The organism is Mycolicibacter sp. MU0083, from assembly GCF_963378075.1.
Taxonomy (GTDB): Bacteria; Actinomycetota; Actinomycetes; order Mycobacteriales; family Mycobacteriaceae; genus Mycobacterium; species Mycobacterium kokjensenii.
On record NZ_OY726394.1, the window covers coordinates 341,572 to 359,240 of the forward strand.

Annotated in this window: 16 protein-coding genes and 1 pseudogene; 10 read left to right on the forward strand and 7 right to left on the reverse strand. The window is 69.7% G+C overall.

Annotated features, from left to right (window positions below; translation table 11 throughout):
- Positions 1 to 2: 2 nt before the first annotated feature.
- From RCP38_RS01645 to glnX, 3 genes and pseudogenes are all read right to left on the reverse strand, one after another.
- Positions 3 to 2,258, reverse strand: coding sequence for a serine/threonine-protein kinase PknG (locus RCP38_RS01645; RefSeq protein ID WP_308474978.1), 2,256 nt, complete (start codon positions 2,256 to 2,258; stop codon positions 3 to 5).
- Positions 2,258 to 3,243, reverse strand: a pseudogene (locus RCP38_RS01650) (glutamate ABC transporter substrate-binding protein). The gene RCP38_RS01645 and the pseudogene RCP38_RS01650 overlap by 1 nt, the downstream one beginning before the upstream one ends.
- On the reverse strand, positions 3,240 to 4,559 hold the full coding sequence (gene glnX / locus RCP38_RS01655; RefSeq protein ID WP_308474980.1) for a protein kinase G-activating protein GlnX: 1,320 nt from the start codon (positions 4,557 to 4,559) through the stop codon (positions 3,240 to 3,242). Before glnX ends, RCP38_RS01650 begins: the two are co-directional and overlap by 4 nt.
- A gap of 164 nt (positions 4,560 to 4,723) precedes the next feature.
- Between glnX and RCP38_RS01660 the strand changes: the two genes are divergently transcribed.
- Positions 4,724 to 5,185 (forward strand): NUDIX hydrolase, encoded by a 462-nt coding sequence (locus RCP38_RS01660; protein WP_308474981.1) that lies wholly within the window; start codon positions 4,724 to 4,726, stop codon positions 5,183 to 5,185.
- On the opposite strand, the gene thiE is transcribed toward RCP38_RS01660, so the two are convergent.
- Entirely contained in the window at positions 5,182 to 5,886 is a 705-nt protein-coding gene (gene thiE, locus RCP38_RS01665; RefSeq protein ID WP_308474982.1) for a thiamine phosphate synthase, read from the reverse strand. The two genes, RCP38_RS01660 and thiE, sit on opposite strands and share 4 nt — an antisense overlap.
- A gap of 61 nt (positions 5,887 to 5,947) precedes the next feature.
- Here thiE and thiO point away from each other — a divergent pair, with 61 nt between their 5' ends.
- The 8 genes from thiO (at position 5,948) to RCP38_RS01705 (ending at position 13,093) form a co-directional block, all read left to right on the forward strand.
- Positions 5,948 to 6,964: a glycine oxidase ThiO gene (gene thiO, locus RCP38_RS01670; RefSeq protein WP_308474983.1), complete on the forward strand. Its 1,017-nt coding sequence runs from the start codon at positions 5,948 to 5,950 to the stop codon at positions 6,962 to 6,964.
- Positions 6,961 to 7,158 carry a sulfur carrier protein ThiS gene (gene thiS, locus RCP38_RS01675; protein WP_308474984.1) on the forward strand — a complete coding sequence of 66 codons (198 nt, stop codon included), beginning with the start codon at positions 6,961 to 6,963 and terminating at the stop codon, positions 7,156 to 7,158. Before thiO ends, thiS begins: the two co-directional genes overlap by 4 nt.
- Positions 7,159 to 7,207: 49 nt before the next feature.
- A complete protein-coding gene (thiG, locus tag RCP38_RS01680) occupies positions 7,208 to 7,912 on the forward strand; it encodes a thiazole synthase (protein ID WP_373692538.1) in 705 nt (234 codons plus the stop codon).
- A gap of 100 nt (positions 7,913 to 8,012) precedes the next feature.
- Positions 8,013 to 8,771, forward strand: coding sequence for an SGNH/GDSL hydrolase family protein (locus tag RCP38_RS01685; protein WP_308474987.1), 759 nt, complete (start codon positions 8,013 to 8,015; stop codon positions 8,769 to 8,771).
- Positions 8,772 to 8,828: 57 nt separating this feature from the next.
- Complete coding sequence (locus tag RCP38_RS01690; RefSeq protein WP_308477467.1) at positions 8,829 to 10,307, forward strand: M28 family metallopeptidase; 1,479 nt, start codon at positions 8,829 to 8,831, stop codon at positions 10,305 to 10,307.
- A gap of 162 nt (positions 10,308 to 10,469) precedes the next feature.
- Positions 10,470 to 11,756, forward strand: coding sequence for a TetR/AcrR family transcriptional regulator (locus RCP38_RS01695; RefSeq protein WP_308474989.1), 1,287 nt, complete (start codon positions 10,470 to 10,472; stop codon positions 11,754 to 11,756).
- A gap of 84 nt (positions 11,757 to 11,840) precedes the next feature.
- A complete protein-coding gene (locus RCP38_RS01700; protein ID WP_308474990.1) occupies positions 11,841 to 12,026 on the forward strand; it encodes a hypothetical protein in 186 nt (61 codons plus the stop codon).
- Between the two features lie 65 nt (positions 12,027 to 12,091).
- Positions 12,092 to 13,093 carry a beta-ketoacyl-ACP synthase III gene (locus tag RCP38_RS01705; RefSeq protein ID WP_308474992.1) on the forward strand — a complete coding sequence of 334 codons (1,002 nt, stop codon included), beginning with the start codon at positions 12,092 to 12,094 and terminating at the stop codon, positions 13,091 to 13,093.
- 14 nt (positions 13,094 to 13,107) lie between these two features.
- Here the strand turns inward: RCP38_RS01705 and RCP38_RS01710 are convergent, their stop codons facing one another.
- The 3 genes from RCP38_RS01710 to thiC are packed head-to-tail and all read right to left on the reverse strand — an operon-like array spanning position 13,108 to position 16,227.
- Positions 13,108 to 13,734 (reverse strand): alpha/beta hydrolase family protein, encoded by a 627-nt coding sequence (locus tag RCP38_RS01710; protein ID WP_308474993.1) that lies wholly within the window; start codon positions 13,732 to 13,734, stop codon positions 13,108 to 13,110.
- Positions 13,731 to 14,570, reverse strand: coding sequence for a bifunctional hydroxymethylpyrimidine kinase/phosphomethylpyrimidine kinase (gene thiD / locus RCP38_RS01715; protein WP_308474994.1), 840 nt, complete (start codon positions 14,568 to 14,570; stop codon positions 13,731 to 13,733). Before thiD ends, RCP38_RS01710 begins: the two co-directional genes overlap by 4 nt.
- A 13-nt stretch (positions 14,571 to 14,583) precedes the next feature.
- The gene (gene thiC, locus RCP38_RS01720) at positions 14,584 to 16,227 is read right to left on the reverse strand and encodes a phosphomethylpyrimidine synthase ThiC (protein ID WP_308474995.1); all 1,644 of its coding nucleotides are present in this window, start codon (positions 16,225 to 16,227) and stop codon (positions 14,584 to 14,586) included.
- Positions 16,228 to 16,456: 229 nt separating this feature from the next.
- Between thiC and RCP38_RS01725 the strand changes: the two genes are divergently transcribed.
- A complete protein-coding gene (locus tag RCP38_RS01725) occupies positions 16,457 to 17,659 on the forward strand; it encodes a hypothetical protein (protein WP_308474997.1) in 1,203 nt (400 codons plus the stop codon).
- The last annotated feature ends 10 nt before the right edge of the window (positions 17,660 to 17,669 follow it).

A 17,669-nucleotide genomic window follows, 5' to 3' on the forward strand; every position in this document is an offset into this window, starting at 1 on the left:
CCCTAGAAGGTACTCATCGGCCGCACCGCGTTGGCCATGTCGACCAGCGCGTAGCGGTGCTCCTGGGTCGGTGCGAGCCGGGCCAGCGCGCGCAGCGCCATCTCCACGCCGAGGCGCAGGCCGTGGTCGGTGAAGGGGAACCCGAGGATGTGGTTGGTGCTGGCCTCGTGATCGTTGAGCCAGTCCATCGCCGCACCCAACACCAGGGCGCGGATCTGCAGTACCCGCGGCTCGGTGTCCGGCAGCGCCTCCACCCGCCGGGCGGCGTCGCGGATCTGCGCCTCGGTGATATCGGTGGTCGACGGCCCTGACAGCAGGGTCACCGCACTGGTCAGCCGAGCCGTGGTGAAATGCCTTGAAGTAGCAGGCACTTCGTCGAGAGTGCGCACCGCAGCGGTACGGTCGCCCTCCACCGAGAGTGCACGCGCCAGACCGAACGCCGCCGAGATCACGCTGTCGTCGGTACGCCACACCGACTCGTAGAAGCCGCGTTCGTCATCGGTGCCGGCCAGTTCGGCGGTGGCGGCCAGCGCCATCTTCGGCGCCAGCTCGCCGGGGAACATGTCGAGCACCTCGTCGAAGTCCTTGCGGGCCGCGTCGTAGTCACCGGTGAGCAACGCGGCCACCCCGCGGAACCAGACCAGCCGCCAGCGCCAGCCGACCTGCTCGGCGAGATCGTCGAGCTTGGCGGTGGCCTTGGTGACGTTGCCGAGGTCGAGCAGTGCGCGCACCTCCATCAACGGCAGCCCGATGGATTCCGACAGGTCGATGCCCTCGGACTCCAGCGTGCTGTTGCGCACGGCGCGCAGCGAATCCAGGGTCTGCACCGGCTCGCTGAGCTCCATCGACGACAGCAGCGGCGCGGCGACGTCGCCGGGGTCGATCAGCGGCACCTGCAGGGCGGTGATGATCTCGCGCGCGGTCAGATTGTGCGAATGCACATGGCCGTCCAGATAGACGTCGGTGTGCGCGACCAGCAGGTGTTCGCCGAAGGTGGATCGGGATCGGGTGAACACCGACGACAATCCGGGCCGCGGCGTACCGGTATCGCGGGCCACCACCTCGCGCAGCACACCCATCAACTGTGCCGACATCTCCTCCGCGGAGGTGAATCTGCGGCGCGGATCGGGATCGATCGCGCGGCGCAGCAGACGACGGTAGGAGTCGTACTTCGTCAGCACCGGATCGTCGTCGGGCAGTCCGTCGACGTAACGGCCGTCGCGGGTCTCCAACTTCAGCGTCAGCGCGGCCAGGGTGCGCCCGACGGTGTAGATATCGGTGGCCACGGTGGGGCCGGTGCGGACGATGTCCGGCGCCTGATAGCCCGGGGTGCCGTAGAGATAGCCGAACGAGTTGATGCGTGCCACCGCGCCCAGGTCGATCAGCTTCAGCTGCTCGGCGGTCAACACGATGTTCTCCGGCTTGAGGTCGTTGTAGACCAGGCCGAGCGAGTGCAGATAACCCAGTGCCGGAAGGATTTCCAGCATGTAGGCGATGGCCTGGGCCACCGGAAGCCGGCTGCCGCGACGCTGCTTGAGCGATTGCCCGCCGACGTACTCCATCACGATGTAGCCCACCGGGTCGCCGTGCGAATCCGGGTGCTGGACGAAATTGAAGATCTTGACGATCGAGGGGTGGGTGACCTCGGCCAGGAACTGGCGCTCGGCCATCGCGATGGCCTGTGCCTCGGCGTCGCCGGAATGCACCAGGCCCTTGAGTACCACCGGACGTTCGTTGACGTTGTGGTCGACGGCCAAATACACCCAACCCAACCCGCCGTGCGCCAGGCAACCTTTGATCTCGTACTGTCCGGCCACCATGTCGCCCGGCTTCAGCTGCGGCAGGAAGGAATACGGGCTGCCGCAGTGCGGGCACCAGCCCTCCGAGGCCCCCTCCGCGTCCCCGGTCGAGCGGCCCACCGGGCGGCCGCAGTTCCAGCAGAACCGCTTGGACTCGGCCACCACCGGATCGGCCATGAGGGCGGCTTCGGGATCGATCTCGGGTACCCGGGGGATCTCCACCAGACCACCGCCGAGGCGGCGCCGCGGGGCCACGGTGCGCACCGCGGTCGTGTCGTGGGAATCGCCCGCATCCGCGGGTCCGGAACCTTCGCGAGGCCGGAAGATCGCCTGGGTCGACATCGGCCGACGCACCGACGACGACTCGGCCAGCACGTCCGCGCGCTGGGTGGCCGGACCGTCGTCGTCCGGTTCGGTCACCGTCGGGTTCTCGGCGGCGGCTGCGTCGTCGTGGGCCATCAGTCCGAATACCTCGGCGCGGGGGGCAGCGGCGCCGGGCCCAGCACGGTCAACCACTTGCGGTACAAGGTGTTCCAGGTGCCGTCGCGGCGGATGCGGTCCAGGGTGCCGTTGACGAAGCGCACCAGTCCGGTGTTCTCCAGGTTGATCCCGATGCCGTACGGTTCCTCGTCCATGCTCGGCCCGACGATGTGCAGGTACGGATCCTGCGACATCAACCCGGCCAGGATGGAGTCGTCGGTGCTGACCGCGTCGACCTGACGCTGTTGCAGTGCCACCAGGCAGTCGGCCCAGTTCACCACCGAGACGATGATCGGCGCCGGGGTGATGCTGCGGATACGCCGCAGCGACGTGGTGCCCTGCGCGACACAGACCCGCTTGCCGGACAGGTCGGCGGCTTGGCGGATGGCGGAGTCGCGGGGCACCAGCAGACGCTGATTGGCGACCAGGTAGACCGTGGAGAAGTTCACCAGCTGGCGCCGACTGCAGGTGATGCTCATGGTCTTGACCACGATGTCGACCTCGGATTTCTGCAGTGCCGCAATCCGTTCGGCCGATGACAGGATCCGGTACTCGACCTGCGAGGGGGTGCCGAAGATGTCGCGGGCCACCTCGCCGGCGATGTCGACGTCGAATCCGGTGATCTCGCCGGTGATCGGATCGCGGAAGCTGAACAGGTTGCTGCCGATGTCCAATCCGACGATCAGCCGGCCGCGCTTGCGGATCGTGGCCACCGCGGCGTCGGCCTCGGCCTTGGTGCGGAACGGGTGCAGGCTGGCGGTGGCGTTGCAGTCCTGGTCACCGGGTTCGGGGGGCCGGGGCGGTTCGGGGGTAGCTCCTGCATACCGGCCGGGGTGGGCGGTGGCAGGGTGGGCGCGGCGGTGGTGCTGACGAATTCCGCGCGGCCGCAGCCGGTCAGACCGGACAGCACCAGCAGTGCGCTGAGTGCGCACAGCAGCAGCCGGGGCCGGCGTCGGTTCATCATCGGTACTCGCTCAGTCGTGGCCACAATCCCAGTGCGACCGCGATCGCGGCGCCCATGGACAGCACCGCGCCCCCGACCGGGGCCACCGACAGTACCCGGCGGGCGTTGAGGATGTCGCCGCGCAGTTGATTGCGGCTGTGCTGCAGCGCCTTGTCCAGGGCCGCGTCGAGCTGGTCGAACGCCGGCGTCGAGTCGTCGCCGCTGCCGCCGAGCGCCACCTGGGTCGCCGCCCGGTAGTTGCCGACGCCGATGTAGGAGTTCATCCGGTCGTTGGCCTGCCGCCACCGGGCCAGCAGCTGCCCGGCATCGGCCAAGTCGGCCTTGTCGACGGTGTCGCCGCGTTCCAGGTAGCCCTCCAGCTGGCTCTGCATGGTGTCGAGGCGCTGATGGAAGATCTGCTTGCGGCTCTCCTCGTCGCCGCGACGGATCAGCGACAGCGTCTCGTCGGCACGGGCCTGCTGCGCGGTGATGGCCAGGTTGGTGATCGCTTTGAGGGATTCCGCACCGGTGTCCTTGGCGCTGCGGCTGCCGGCGGTCGAGATCACCAGGACGGTGCCGACCCAGATGATCATCAGCAGAATCGCCAGTCCGCCGGCGACCAGGCCGGGATTGATCCGTCGCCGGGTGTGCTTGGCCAGCCAGCGGTGCGCGAACGCGCCGAACAGCACCGTGGTCGCCACCACCAGGATCACCGGCGCCGGCACCCGCGTCGACGCCGTGGTCTGGACGTCCACGGTGGCCGACGTGGCCTGGTAGAGCTGTTGGGCGTCGGGCAGGATCGTGTGCTGCATCAGCTCGGAGGCTTCCGACAGGTACGACGAACCGACCGGGTCGCCCGAGCGGTTGTTGGTCCGCGCCGTCTCGATCAGGCCGGTGTAGACGGCGAGCTCGGCGTTGATGCGACCCAGCAACTGCAGCAGCGGCTCGTCGCTGAGCCCCCCGGAGGCCCGGGTCACCGCGACCGCGGCGTCGGTGATGGCCTGCTCGTAGCGTTCGCGCACCGCCCGCGGTTCGCCCTGGGCGATGAAGGCGGTGGCCGCCGCGGCGTCGGCGACGCTGAGCGTGGTGTAGAGCTGACCGGCGGCGTAGGCCAGCGGCTCGGTGTGGTTGAGCACCGTGGTCAAGGTGTTCTGCCGGTTGTTGATCGTGGTGGCGGTGGCGAAGGCGCTGATGCCGCCCAGGGCGGCGAGGATGAGTCCGATGGCCAGGATCCGCCCGGGCGTGGTGGTGAAGAACCACCAGCGGGGTCGGGCCGATTCGGTCGGCGACCGCAATCCCGCCGGCTCGGTTGACGGATGCGCCAACTCAACGGTCACGTCTGTTCGTCACCCCATCCCTGCGGCTGCTCGCGTCACCAACGATAGTAAAGAGATTCTAAGAGCGCAGGAGATGTCCGGCCGCCCGTCGGAGCATTGGTGTCGAAAACGTCGCGGGATCTCTCCGGAACCGAGACCTTGCCCCTCCCGATACGCTTCCAGGCGTGCGAGGTGACGGAGATGGCTGGGCGTTTTCCGATACCGGCGCCCGGTTCTGGGGCCGGCATGGCGCGGCGGGGCTGCTGCTGAGGGCGCCTCGTCCGGACGGATCACGCACCGTGCTGTTACAGCACCGGGCCTGGTGGAGTCACCAGGGCGGCACCTGGGCGCTGCCCGGCGGGGCCCGGGACAGTCACGAAACCCCCGAACAGGCCGCCATCCGCGAGGCGCAGGAGGAAGCCGGTCTGCCGGCCGATCGGATCGTGGTGCGGGCGGCGGTGGTCACGGCCTCCGCCAGCGGCACCAGCTGGACCTACACCACCGTGCTGGCCGACGCCGACGAACTGCTGCCGGTGGTTCCCAACGGGGAGAGCACCGAACTGCGCTGGGTGGACGAACACCAGGTGGCGGAGCTGCCGCTGCACCCGGGTTTCGCCGCCAGCTGGGAGATGCTGCGCGGGCTCTAGTGGCTCGCGGCCAAGCCGGCCCGCAGGGCTTGCGCGGCCGCCCGCGGATCCGCGGCGGCGGTGATCGCCCGCACCACCACCACCCGGCCGGCGCCGGCCCGGAGCACCTCCGGCAGTCGTTCGGCGTCGATCCCGCCGATGGCGAACCACGGCTTCGCCGTCTGCCGCCCCGCGGCGTAGCGGACCAGCTCCAGCCCCGGTGCGGAGCGGCCGGGCTTGGTCGGGGTGGGCCAGCACGGGCCGGTGCAGAAGTAGTCGACCGGTTCGGCCAGCGCCGCATCCACCTGGCCGGGGTCGTGGGTGGACCGGCCGATCAGCATCTCCGGCCCGATGATCGCCCGCGCCGCGGCCAGCGGCAGGTCGTCTTGACCCAGATGCAGGATGTCGGCGTCGGCGGCCCGGGCGATGTCGGCGCGGTCGTTGACCGCCAGCAGTGCACCGTGCCGGCGTGCCGCGTCGGCCAGGATCTCGCAGGCGGCCAGCTCACCGCGGGCCTCCAGCGGACCGAACCGCTGCTCGCCCGGTGAGCCCTTGTCCCGCAGCTGGATGATGTCCACCCCGCCGGCCAGGGCGGCGTCGGCGAACTCGGCCAGGTCACCGCGTTCGCGCCGGGCGTCGGTGCACAGGTAGAGCCGCGCCCGGGCGAGCCGGTCGAGGCGATCGGAGCGCGGGCTGGCGGGTTGGCCGGAGCGTTTATGCACACCGCGACGCTAGCGGCTAGCTTGGTGAGTTGACAGGCGAGCAGGTGGAAGGGAGCAGCGCATGCCCGGACCCTCGCTCGGTTCGCTGGCCGTCATCGGCGGCGGGGTCATCGGGTTGTCGGTCGCCCGGCAGGCTGCCCGGGCCGGGTGGACGGTGCGCGTGCACCGGGCTGCTGATCGCGGTGCGTCCTGGGTGGCCGGCGGCATGCTGGCCCCGCACAGCGAGGGGTGGCCGGGCGAGGAAGCCCACCTGCGGCTGGGGCTGCGTTCGCTGGCGTGCTGGCACGACTTCCTCGACGGGCTGCCGGCCGAGGTCGTCACCGCCCGCGAATCACTGGTGGTGGCCGCCGACCGGGCCGATGTCGCCGACCTGCGGACCGTCGCCGATTGGCTGACCGCCCAGGGCCATCCGGTGATCTGGGAGTCGGCGGCCCGCGAGCTGGAACCGCTGCTGGCGGGCGGGATCCGGCACGGGTTCCGGGCGCCCACCGAACTGGCGGTGGACAACCGCGCCGTGGTCGGCGCGCTGGAGGCGGCCTGCGAAGAGCTGGGCGTGAGCTGGTCCGGGCCGGTCGGCGACCTGACGGAGGTCGCGGCCGACGACGCGGTGGTGATCGCCAACGGCATCGACGCCCCCGCGCTCTGGCCCGGTCTGCCGATCCGGCCGGTCAAAGGTGAGGTCCTGCGGTTGCGCTGGCGTAAGGGCGCGCTGCCCCCGCCGCAACGGGTGATCCGGGCCCGCGTGCACGGCCGGGCGGTCTATCTGGTGCCGCGCCCGGACGGCGTGGTGGTGGGCGCCACCCAGTACGAACACGGCCGCGACACCGCGCCCGCGGTCTCGGGGGTGCGGGACCTGCTCGACGACGCCTGCACCCTGGTCCCCGCTCTGGGCGAGTACGAGCTGGCGGAATGCGCGGCGGGTCTGCGGCCGATGACGCCCGACAACCTGCCCCTGGTACACCGCCTCGACGAGCGGACCTACCTCGCGGCGGGGCATGGCCGCAACGGTTTCCTGCTAGCACCGTGGACCGCCGAACAGGTTGTGTCCGAACTACTTCCGGTTGGAGTACAGCAATGATCATCAACCTCAACGAGAAACCGGTGGAAGTTGCCGAGGCGACCACCGTCGCGGCGCTGCTGGCATCGCTGGGCTACCCGGACCGCGGTATCGCGGTGGCCATCGATCACACCGTGCTGCCGCGGTCGGAGTGGGACACCGCGCTGTCCGACGGTGTCCGGATCGACGTGCTGGCGGCGGTGCAGGGTGGTTGACGAGGCGAAGCTGACCATCGCGGGCCGGGAGTTCAGCTCCAGGCTCATCATGGGAACCGGTGGCGCCCAAAGCCTTACCGCGTTGGAGGAGGCGCTGGTGGCCTCCGGGACCGAGTTGACCACGGTGGCCATGCGTCGGGTGGACGCCGAGGGCGGGACCGGCATGCTGGACCTGTTGAGCCGGTTGGGCATCACGCCGCTGCCCAACACCGCGGGCTGCCGCAGCGCCGCCGAAGCGGTGCTGACCGCGCAGCTGGCCCGCGAGGCGCTCGGTACCGAATGGGTCAAACTCGAAGTCATCGGTGACGACCGCACCCTGCTACCGGATGCCGTCGAGCTGGTGCGCGCCGCAGAACAGCTGGTCGACGACGGGTTCGTGGTGCTGCCCTACACCAACGACGATCCGGTGCTGGCGCGCCGGCTCGAGGACGCCGGCTGTGCGGCCGTCATGCCGCTGGGGTCGCCGATCGGCACCGGGCTGGGCATCGCCAACCCGCACAGCATCGAGATGATCGTCGCCGCGGCGGGGGTTCCGGTGGTGCTGGACGCCGGGATCGGCACCGCCAGCGATGCGGCGCTGGCGATGGAGCTGGGTTGCGACGCGGTGCTGTTGGCCACCGCGGTGACCCGGGCCGCCGACCCGCCCGCGATGGCCGCGGCGATGGCGGCGGCCGTCACCGCCGGGTACCTGGCGCGGCGCGCCGGGCGGATCCCGAAACGCTTCTGGGCGCAGGCGTCCAGTCCGGCGCTGTGAGTCCCCACCCCGGCGCGGCACCCCGCCACCACCCCGGCCAGCGTGCGTGTCTGCCCGCGACACGCCGCGGCAATCTGTACAACGGTGCACGCTCGCGGCCATGAATCGCTACGTCGCACTGGGAAGTTCGATGGCCGCCGGCCCCGGCATCCGGCCGCGCGCCGCGGGCGCACCCCGCGGGTCGGGCCGTTCGCGACGCAACTATCCGCACCTGGTGGCCGCGGCGGCGGACCTCGACCTGGTCGACGTCACGTTCTCCGGCGCCACCACGGCGCAGCTACTCGGCGAGCGCCAGCGCGGCGCGCCGCCGCAACTCGACGCGCTCGACGGTTCGGAAGCCCTGGTGACCGTCACCATCGGCGGCAACGACGTCGGCTACGTGCCGTTGCTGATGGCCGCGACCCTGCCCGCGGCGGCACGCCGACTGCCGGCCGTCGCCGCGCTGCTGGATCCCGGGCAGTGCGAGCAGGCGCTCGGGCAGATCGAGGCGTCGTTGATCGCCGTCGGGGCGGGGGTACGGGAGCGGGCGCCGCGGGCCCGGGTGCTCTTCGTCGACTACCTGACCCTGATGCCGCCGGCCGGGATTCGGGCCGGGCGGTTGCCCGGGCACGTCGTAGACCTGGCCCGGTACGTCGCCGACAGGTTGGAGCGGCACACCGCCGCGGCGGCGGCCGCCACCGGATGCGGACTCGTCCGTGCCGGGCAGGCCAGCCGGGAGCACCACCCGTGGTCGGCGCGACCGTGGACGGTGGGTGCGGGCCTGCCGCTGCCGTGGCGGCCGTGGCCGTTTCACCCCAACGCCGCCGGGATGGCCGCGGTCGCCGAGATGGTCGTCACGCAGCTGGGCGGCCGGGCCTGACCTCGGCCGCACCGGTTACCCGTTAACGTGGACACGGTGGAGTTCAAGTCGAAGTTGATGCCCGTATTCGGTGCAGTGCTGGTCGCCGCGCTGTTCAGTGCTGGCTGCAGCCGTAGTACGGAGAACGTCGAGCAGGATGCGGATGCCGCCGCGGCAGTCGAGTTCGCCACCGGCCTGCGCGACAAGGTCACCGTCGACGCCATGATGGCCCACCTGCACAAGCTGCAGGAGATCGCCGATGCCCACGACGGCACCCGCGCCATCGGTACGCCCGGATACGACGCCAGCGTCGACTACGTCGCCGGTGCCCTGCGGGACCAGGGCTTCGACGTGGAGACCCCCGAGTTCATCGCCCGGGTGTTCAAATCCGAGCCCGGTTCGGTGCAGCTCGGCGACAAGACCGTCGAGGCCCGCGCCCTGTCGTACAGCCTCGGCACCCCGCCCGACGGGGTGCGCGGTCCGCTGGTGGCCGCACCGGCCGACGACAGCCCGGGCTGCAGCGCCGAAGACTACGACGGACTGCCGGTCAAGGGCGCCGTCGTGCTGGTGGATCGCGGCACCTGCCCGTTCAAGGACAAGATGGCGGTGGCCGCCGAGTTGGGCGCCGTGGCGATGGTGGTCGCCGACAACGTCGACGAAGAGAAGATGGGCGGCACGCTGGGCGAGGCCACCGAGGTCAAAATGCCGGTGGTGAGCGTGACCAAGTCCGACGGCGCCGCACTGCGCGACGGGCACGGTGAGATGACCGTCAAGCTCGACGCGCACACCGACGACATCCCGTCGCGCAACGTGATCGCGCAGACCAAGACCGGATCGACCGAGAACGTGGTCATGCTCGGTGCTCACCTGGACAGCGTTCCGGAGGGCCCGGGCATCAACGACAACGGATCCGGCGTCGCCGCGGTGCTGGAAACAGCTCTGCAACTGGGAGATTCACCGCAGGTGCGCAACGCGGTGCGGTTCGGCTTCTGGGGTGCCGAAGAACTGGGTCTGATCGGCTCCACCAAATACATCGACTCCCTCGACGTCGAACAGCTCAAGAACATCGCGCTGTACCTGAACTTCGACATGCTCGGTTCGCCCAACCCGGCTTACTTCACCTACGACGGCGACCAGTCGCTGCCCGCCGACAAGCGCGGCCGTCCGGTGGTGCCGGAGGGATCGGCCGGCATCGAGCGGACCCTGGCCGCCTACCTCAAGTCCGCCGGCAAGGAACCGCAGGACACCTCGTTCGACGGGCGCTCCGACTACGACGCGTTCACCCAGGCGGGGATCCCATCCGGCGGGCTGTTCTCCGGCGCCGAGGTGAAGAAGACCGAGGACGAGGCCAAGCTGTGGGGCGGTACCGCCGATGAACCCTTCGACCCGAACTACCACCAGAAGGGCGACACCGTCGAGAACATCGACCGCGACGAACTGGCGATCAACGGCGGCGGGGTGCCCTACGCGGTGGGGCTCTACGCGCAGGATCTCAGCGGGCGCAACGGCGTGCCGGTGCGCGACGACCGCACCCGCCATGTCGTCACCCGGCCGTAATCGGTCCGGCGGTGGCCCCGCCGGCCGGCCCCGGTGCCGGAACGGCCGACAAACCCATCGGTGCGGCGCGTAAGCTCGCGGTAAGCCCGCTACACGGTCCGTTCATCTCACTGTGTTAGTAATGCTGTGCAAGTGACAAGACTGACCTGAGGTGATCGAGGGGTGGTTCCCACGCTTGGTGCAACGAACGACCCGGCCGGACGTGCGGGCACGCGGATAAAGCGGCGCCCCAAAGACCGCAAGGCGCAGATCACGCGCGCCGCCGCGGAGACGTTCAGTGCGCAGGGTTATCACGCGACCAGCATGGAAGCGATCGCTTCCAAGGTTGGCATTTCCGCGCCGGCGCTGTACCGGCACTATCCCAGCAAGTACGAGATGTTCGCCGTCGTCGTCGGCGCGCTCGGCCAGCAGTTGGTCGACTCGACCGCGTTCATCGATGAGCTTTCCGACGCCGAAGTGGAACACGACGCCGCCGCGATCCTGGACCGACTGGTCGACGGACTCATCGCATCGTCGCTGGTCAACCGTGAGGCCGGCGGATTGTTCCGGTGGCAGGCCCGCTACCTGCAGCCCGACGATCAGGTCAAGCTGATGGCCCAGTTGCGCACGGTCAGCCGGCGCGTGCAACGGCCGCTGTCGGTGCTGCGGCCGGAACTGAACAACCTGGAGCAGTGGACCCTGACGATCGCCCTGATCAGTGTCGCCGGCAGCATCATCGGCCACCGACTGCAGCTTCCCGACGACGAGATCCGGCCACTGCTCATCACCATCGCACGGTCGGTGACCGCGACCGAGCTCCCCCGCGGCGACGAAATCGGCATCAACCGGCCGTCGGTCTGGCGTATCTTCACGCCCGATGCCGGCCCGTATGAAGCGTTGCTGCATTCGGCGGTCCTGCTGTTCGGCCGACAAGGCTATGCCGAAACCGGCGTCACCGAGATCGCCGACGCCGTCGGCGTACCGGCCTCCGGCGTCTACCGATACTTCTCCAGCAAGAGCGACATCCTGACAACCGGTCTGCAGCGCGCCGTGGACCGCATCGCCGGCGAGATGTCGGCGATCGCGGGCGTCTTCGCCGAACCGGACGAGGCCCTGCGCCGGCTGATCGAGGCGTACGTCGCGACGGTGTTCGCCAATCCCGAGCTGGCGGCGGTCTATGACACCGAACGGGTCAACCTGGCCGCGTCCGAACGGGAACTGCTGCGCGATTCCGAACGCGCCTTCATCGAGACCTGGTCGCGTCCGCTGATGGAAATCAAACCCGAGTTGAGCGCGATGCAGTCGAAGTTCCTGGTGCACGCCCTGGCGGCACTGGTGGACGACCTGAGCCGGGTGGCCCGCGGCGGCGAGATCCCGGGCCGGGGTTTTATGGCCGGCGGTGCCGGTTACGCGCAGGCCTGTCTGCGCAAGCTGATGGAGTCCATCGTGTTCGACACGGCCGAGGACTGACCCGGCTCGGATTCGCCCGGCGGGCGTCGCCGTTCGCGCGGACAATGGGAGTTGCCCGCTGTTCGCGACTTACGGGAGGCGATGATGATCAGCCGCGATTTCGACGCCAGCGACGTGGATCTGGCCGACCAGGCGCTACCGGCCATGGCCGGCGACGAGTACGACGAGGCTCCGGGTCCCGAGATCTCGATCGGCGACCATGCCGACGTCGCCGACGTGATCGAGCAACATCAGTCGGTGCCGTCCGGGGAGGACGACTACGACCGGTGACGCTTCACCCCGGACGGTATGGTTAGACGATTTATCCAGTTGTCTACCAAACGAGAGACGGGTTCTTGAGCGAGATTCGTCATCCTGCGTCCACCCGACCGGTCGGCCTGCTCGGAGTCGGCGTGTGCCGGCCGGAGCGGGTGGTCACCAACGACGAGATCTGTGAGCGCATCGACTCCACCGACGAGTGGATCTATTCGCGCACCGGGATCAAGACCCGCCGGTTCGCCGAATCGACCGATACCGTCACCGGGCTGGCGATCGAGGCGGGCCGGGCGGCGATGGCGCAGGCCGGGCTGGACGGGGCCGGCGTGGGCGCGGTCATCGTCGCCACCAGCACCAACTTCCGTCAGACCCCGTCGTGTGCACCCAGCGTGGCCGTCGCGCTGGGGGCGGGCGGCGTCCCCGCGTTCGACGTGGCCACCGGCTGCGCGGGCTTCGGCTACGCGCTGGGGGTGGCGGCCGACCTGCTGCGCGGCCGGACCATCGACACCGCCTTGGTGATCGGCTCCGAGGTGCTCTCGCCGACCATCGACATGGAGGACCGGTCGAACTGCTTCATCTTCGGCGACGGTGCCGGCGCGGTCGTGGTCGGCGAGACTCCGGCGCACGGGATCGGCTCGATCGTCTGGGGCAGTGACGGCGAGAGCTGCGACGCGATCCGTCAGGACATCGACTGGATCAGCTACACCGAAGAACCCGACGGACCCCGGCCGTACCTGCGCATGGACGGCAGTGCGGTATTCCGGTGGGCGGCATTCGAACTGAGCGACGTGGGTGCCCGCGCCATCACAGCAGCCGGCCTGGAACCGCACGACATCGATGTCTTCATTCCGCACCAGGCCAACGGCCGGATCAACGGGATCCTCGCCAAGAGTCTGCAACTGCGTCCCGATGTCGTGATCGCCAACGACATCGAGAACACCGGCAACACCTCGGCGGCGTCCATCCCGCTGGCGATGGAACAACTGCTGTCCTCCGGTGCCGCCCGCTCCGGCGACCTGGCGCTGCTGCTGGGTTACGGCTCCGGGCTCAGCTACGCCTCCAGCGTCGTTGTGCTGCCCTGATCCGGCCGGGGCCGTCAGCCGAGCAGCCGCAGCGCCGCATCCGCCGCCAGCGCCGGGACGTCGAGTGTCTTCGACGCCAGATCGTGACGGGCGCTGGCGATCTCGACGACCTCGTGCGGTGCCGGGATCAACGCCGCGGCGGCATGGATCTCGGCGAACGTGCCGAATCCGTCCGAACCGCCGTGGGTGAACACCGTCGGCACACCGATTCGGGGCAGGTGGTCGGTGCGGGTCCGCTCCGGCTTGCCCGGCGGGTGCAACGGGTAGGAGAACAGCGTCAGCGCATCGACCGGAACGTCGTCGTCGGCCACCACCATCGAGGTCTGCCGACCGCCGTAGGAGTGCCCGCCGACCAGCAGCGGTCCCTCGGCCAGGGTTCGGGCGTATCCGATCGCCGCGACGATGCCATCCCGGTCGCCGGCCCCGTTCCCGCCCGGCGGGCCCTTCGGGCGGCGCCGACGGAACGGCAGGTCATAGCGGATCGCCAGGAAGCCGCGCCGCGCCCATTCATCGCAAAGCCGTTGCAGCATAGGTGAATCCCGGTCACCGCCGGCACCGTGCGTCAACAGCACGATCCCGGTGGCGGTACCGTCGGGATAATGCGCGATACCGGCGATGTCGGCGAGTTCCGCGGAGCTCACCGAGTGCTCGCCGACAGCCGGAACAACGGCGAGACCGGGCCGTGCCCGCGGCCCAGCGGATAGGCGGCGCGCAGGCACTGTGTCACCCAACGTTTGGCGAAGGCCACCGCATCGGGAACGGTGAACCCGTGGGCCAGCGCCGACGCCGTGGCCGCGGCCAGCGTGTCGCCGGCGCCGTGATCGTCGGTGGTGGCCACCCGCGGCCCGCTGAACTCGTGAAAGTCGGTGCCGTCGAACAGCAGGTCCGGGCTGTACTGCGCCGACGGCAGATGCCCGCCTTTGACCAGTGCCCACCGCGGCCCCAGGGCGTGCAGCGCCCGGGCCGCCGCACGTTGGGATTCGGCGTCCACCACGTCGATACCGACCAGCAGTCGCACCTCGTGCAGGTTCGGGGTCACCAGGGTCGCCAGCGGAAACAGTTTGTCGCGCAACGCGTCCAGCGCCGAAGACGCCAACAGTGCATCACCGTGCATGGATGCCGACACCGGATCCACCACCAGCGGCACCGTCAGCCCGAGCCTGCGCCAGGTGTCCGCCACCGCGGTGATGATCTGCGCCGACGCCAGCATCCCGGTCTTGGCGGCCTGGATCCCGATGTCGGGCACCACCGCTTCGATCTGCGCGGCGACGGTATCGGCGGGAACTTCGTGAAAGCTGCTGACTCCCACGGTGTTCTGTACCGTCACCGCGCTGACCGCGACGCAGGCATGCACACCAAGCAGTGCGAAGGTGCGCATGTCCGCCTGAATGCCGGCCCCGCCACCGGAATCCGATCCGGCGATGGTGAGCACCCGCGCCGGGGTCGCCGCCGGCGGGGCCAGTGGCAGGAACTCCACTCGCTCGGCTCCGCTAGGACGAGATGGGCAGATACACCCGGTTGCCGTGGTCGGCGAACTCGGCGGACTTCTCGGCCATCCCCTTGGCGATGGCGGCGTCGATGTCCTCCTGGGTCTCCAGGCCGTGCTCGTTGGCGTACTCGCGCACGTCGTGGCTGATCCGCATCGAGCAGAACTTCGGCCCGCACATCGAGCAGAAGTGCGCCGACTTCGCCGGCTCGGCCGGCAGCGTCTCGTCGTGGTACTCGCGGGCGGTGTCCGGGTCCAGCGACAGTGCGAACTGGTCGTACCAGCGGAACTCGAAGCGCGCCTTGGACAGTGCGTTGTCGCGGTCCTGCGCGCCGGGATGCCCCTTGGCCAGGTCGGCGGCGTGTGCGGCGATCTTGTAGGCGATCACCCCGTCCTTGACGTCCTTGCGGTCCGGCAGGCCCAGGTGCTCCTTGGGGGTCACGTAGCACAGCATCGCGGTGCCGGCCTGGGCGATGATCGCCGCGCCGATCGCCGAGGTGATGTGGTCATAGGCCGGTGCGATGTCGGTGGCCAGCGGTCCCAGCGTGTAGAACGGCGCCTCGTCGCACCATTCCTCCTCCAGGCGCACGTTCTCCACGATCTTGTGCATCGGGACGTGGCCCGGGCCCTCGATCATCACCTGCGCGCCACGGGATTTGGCGATCTTGGTCAGCTCGCCCAGGGTGCGCAGCTCGGCGAACTGGGCCTCGTCGTTGGCGTCGGCGATCGAGCCGGGCCGCAGTCCGTCGCCGAGGGAGAACGTGACGTCGTAGCTGGCCAGGATGTCGGCCAGCTCCTCGAAATTGGTGTAGAGGAACGATTCCTGGTGCCGGGACAGGCACCACGCCGCCATGATCGAACCGCCGCGAGACACGATTCCGGTGACCCGCTTGGCGGCCAGCGGCACGTAGCGCAGCAGCACGCCGGCGTGCACGGTCATGTAGTCCACACCCTGCTCGCACTGCTCGATCACGGTGTCGCGGTACAGCTCCCAGGTCAGCTTGGTGGGGTCGCCGTTGACCTTCTCCAGCGCCTGGTAGATCGGCACGGTGCCGATCGGCACCGGCGAGTTACGCAGGATCCACTCCCGGGTTTCGTGGATGTCCTTGCCGGTGGACAGGTCCATGACGTTGTCCGCGCCCCAGCGGGTGGCCCACACCAGCTTGTCGACCTCTTCGGCGATCGAGGACGTCACCGCGGAGTTGCCGATGTTGGCATTGATCTTCACCTTGAACGCCTTGCCGATGATCATCGGCTCCAGCTCCGGGTGGTTGTGGTTGGCCGGGATCACCGCGCGCCCGCGGGCGACCTCGTCGCGCACCAGTTCCGCCGGCACGCCCTCGCGGGCGGCGATGAACGCCATCTCCGCGGTGATCTCGCCGGCCTGGGCGCGCTGCAACTGGGTGCCCCGATCCTTGACCACGCCGGGGCGCGGCGGCAGCCCGCGGTGCAGGTCGATCACCGCATTGTCATCGGTGTAGGGACCCGAGGTGTCGTAGACGTCGAAGTGCTCGCCGGTGGTCAGGTTGATCCGCCGGAACGGTACCCGCAGCGTCTCTCCCCCGGGCCCCTCGATCTCGCGGTAGATCTTCTCGCTGTACGGGATGGGCCCGGTGGTCACCTGCGGCTCGACAACGACGTCGGTCATGTTCTTCCTCTCCCTCGCCGGAATTACCCGGTCAGGTTCGTACGGTCGACGGCCCCGGCCGTCCTCTCAGCGCACTGGCTGCGCTCCCGCGGTCATGTGAGTTCTCTGCACTGCCAAATCCTGCACCGCCACGCTATCGCAGCACGGTCCCGCACGTAAGTGGCCCGGAACGGCGGTGCGAACGAGGCGTCGGCGTTACCGTCGAAACACCGGGGGAACGGAGGACGCCATGTCGTCGATACGTCAACACTGTGAGCGGACGGCGCGACTCGGATTCGGTGGCGGGCTGCTGCTGGCCGCGCTGCTACCACCGACGGCCCATGCCGATATAGACGAGTTGTTCGACCCGTTCGGCATGGAGATGCCGGGGCCGGCCGATTCCGGGATACCCGACGGTCTGGACTGGTCCCGGGATCCGGTCACCGCCCTGGACATGTGGCTGTTCCCCACCGTGATCGATCAGCTGTACCTGCCGATCCACGGCATGGTCGAGGATTGGATGCACGACAACCAGCAACTGCTCGACATCATCAACGTGCCGTTCGTCGAGGTGTTCGGCCGCAATCTGTTGGGCGACGGCATCGAGATCGGGGAGATCAGCGGCGCCACCGGGGAGGTCTTCGACGGCACCAATGACTCCCTGCTGGGCCCGCTGATGGCCGATCTGCACATCGACCTGGGCAGTCTGCACGACGGTGGGTTCCTCTTTGGTGACGGGGCCGCCGGTCTCGACGGCGGCGTGGACGGAAACCCGTCGGCGATGGGGATGACCGGAGGTAACGCCGGGTTGATCGGCAACGGCGGTGCCGGCGGCGACGGTGCGGACGGTGGCGCGGGATTCGTCGGTGGTGCCGGCGGTACCGGGGGACTCGGGGGCTGGCTGATCGGAAACGGTGGCGTCGGCGGCGCGGGCGGGACCGGCGGGCTCGGTGCCGGCGGCGGGGCCGGGGGGCTCGGCGGCGTGGCGATCATCGTGGGCAACAGCGGTGACGGCGGTGCCGGCGGCGTCGGCGGCGCCGGATATTCGGGCGTGGACGGCGACGGCGGTACCGGCGGGCCGGGCGGATTCGGCGGCAACGGGGGCAACGGCGGTACCGGGGGTGCCGGGCCGCTGCTGATCGGTTTCGCCGGTAACGGCGGGACCGGCGGTGACGGGGGTACCGGCGGCAGGGGTGGCGCCGGTGCCGGCGGAACCGTGGATCACCCGACCGGTTTCAGCGGGGAGCGGCCGGGAACGGGGGTACCGGCGGCGCCGGGGGCGGCGGTGGTTACGGCGGCACACTGGGCTACCTGCCGCACGGCCTGGCCGGGAAAGGCGGTACCGACGGGCAGGCCGGCGCCCCCGGTGAGCAGGGGGCCGACCTGTCGTGACCGGCTGTGGCCGGCCATGACCGCAGTACCGCGATTAGGCATCGAATATTTGCTTAGCTAACATAAGCGCT

What these genes read in the sequence shown, in the direction of transcription:
- RCP38_RS01645 (WP_308474978.1), bottom strand. Translation starts at nt 2,258, where the DNA reads ATGGCCCACGACGACGCAGCCGCCGCCGAGAACCCGACGGTGACCGAA.
- thiO (WP_308474983.1), top strand. Translation starts at nt 5,948, where the DNA reads ATGCCCGGACCCTCGCTCGGTTCGCTGGCCGTCATCGGCGGCGGGGTC.
- thiS (WP_308474984.1), top strand. Translation starts at nt 6,961, where the DNA reads ATGATCATCAACCTCAACGAGAAACCGGTGGAAGTTGCCGAGGCGACC.
- RCP38_RS01690 (WP_308477467.1), top strand. Translation starts at nt 8,829, where the DNA reads ATGCCCGTATTCGGTGCAGTGCTGGTCGCCGCGCTGTTCAGTGCTGGC.
- RCP38_RS01700 (WP_308474990.1), top strand. Translation starts at nt 11,841, where the DNA reads ATGATCAGCCGCGATTTCGACGCCAGCGACGTGGATCTGGCCGACCAG.
- thiG (WP_373692538.1), top strand. Translation starts at nt 7,208, where the DNA reads ATGGGAACCGGTGGCGCCCAAAGCCTTACCGCGTTGGAGGAGGCGCTG.
- RCP38_RS01725 (WP_308474997.1), top strand. Translation starts at nt 16,457, where the DNA reads ATGTCGTCGATACGTCAACACTGTGAGCGGACGGCGCGACTCGGATTC.
- thiC (WP_308474995.1), bottom strand. Translation starts at nt 16,227, where the DNA reads ATGACCGACGTCGTTGTCGAGCCGCAGGTGACCACCGGGCCCATCCCG.
- RCP38_RS01685 (WP_308474987.1), top strand. Translation starts at nt 8,013, where the DNA reads ATGAATCGCTACGTCGCACTGGGAAGTTCGATGGCCGCCGGCCCCGGC.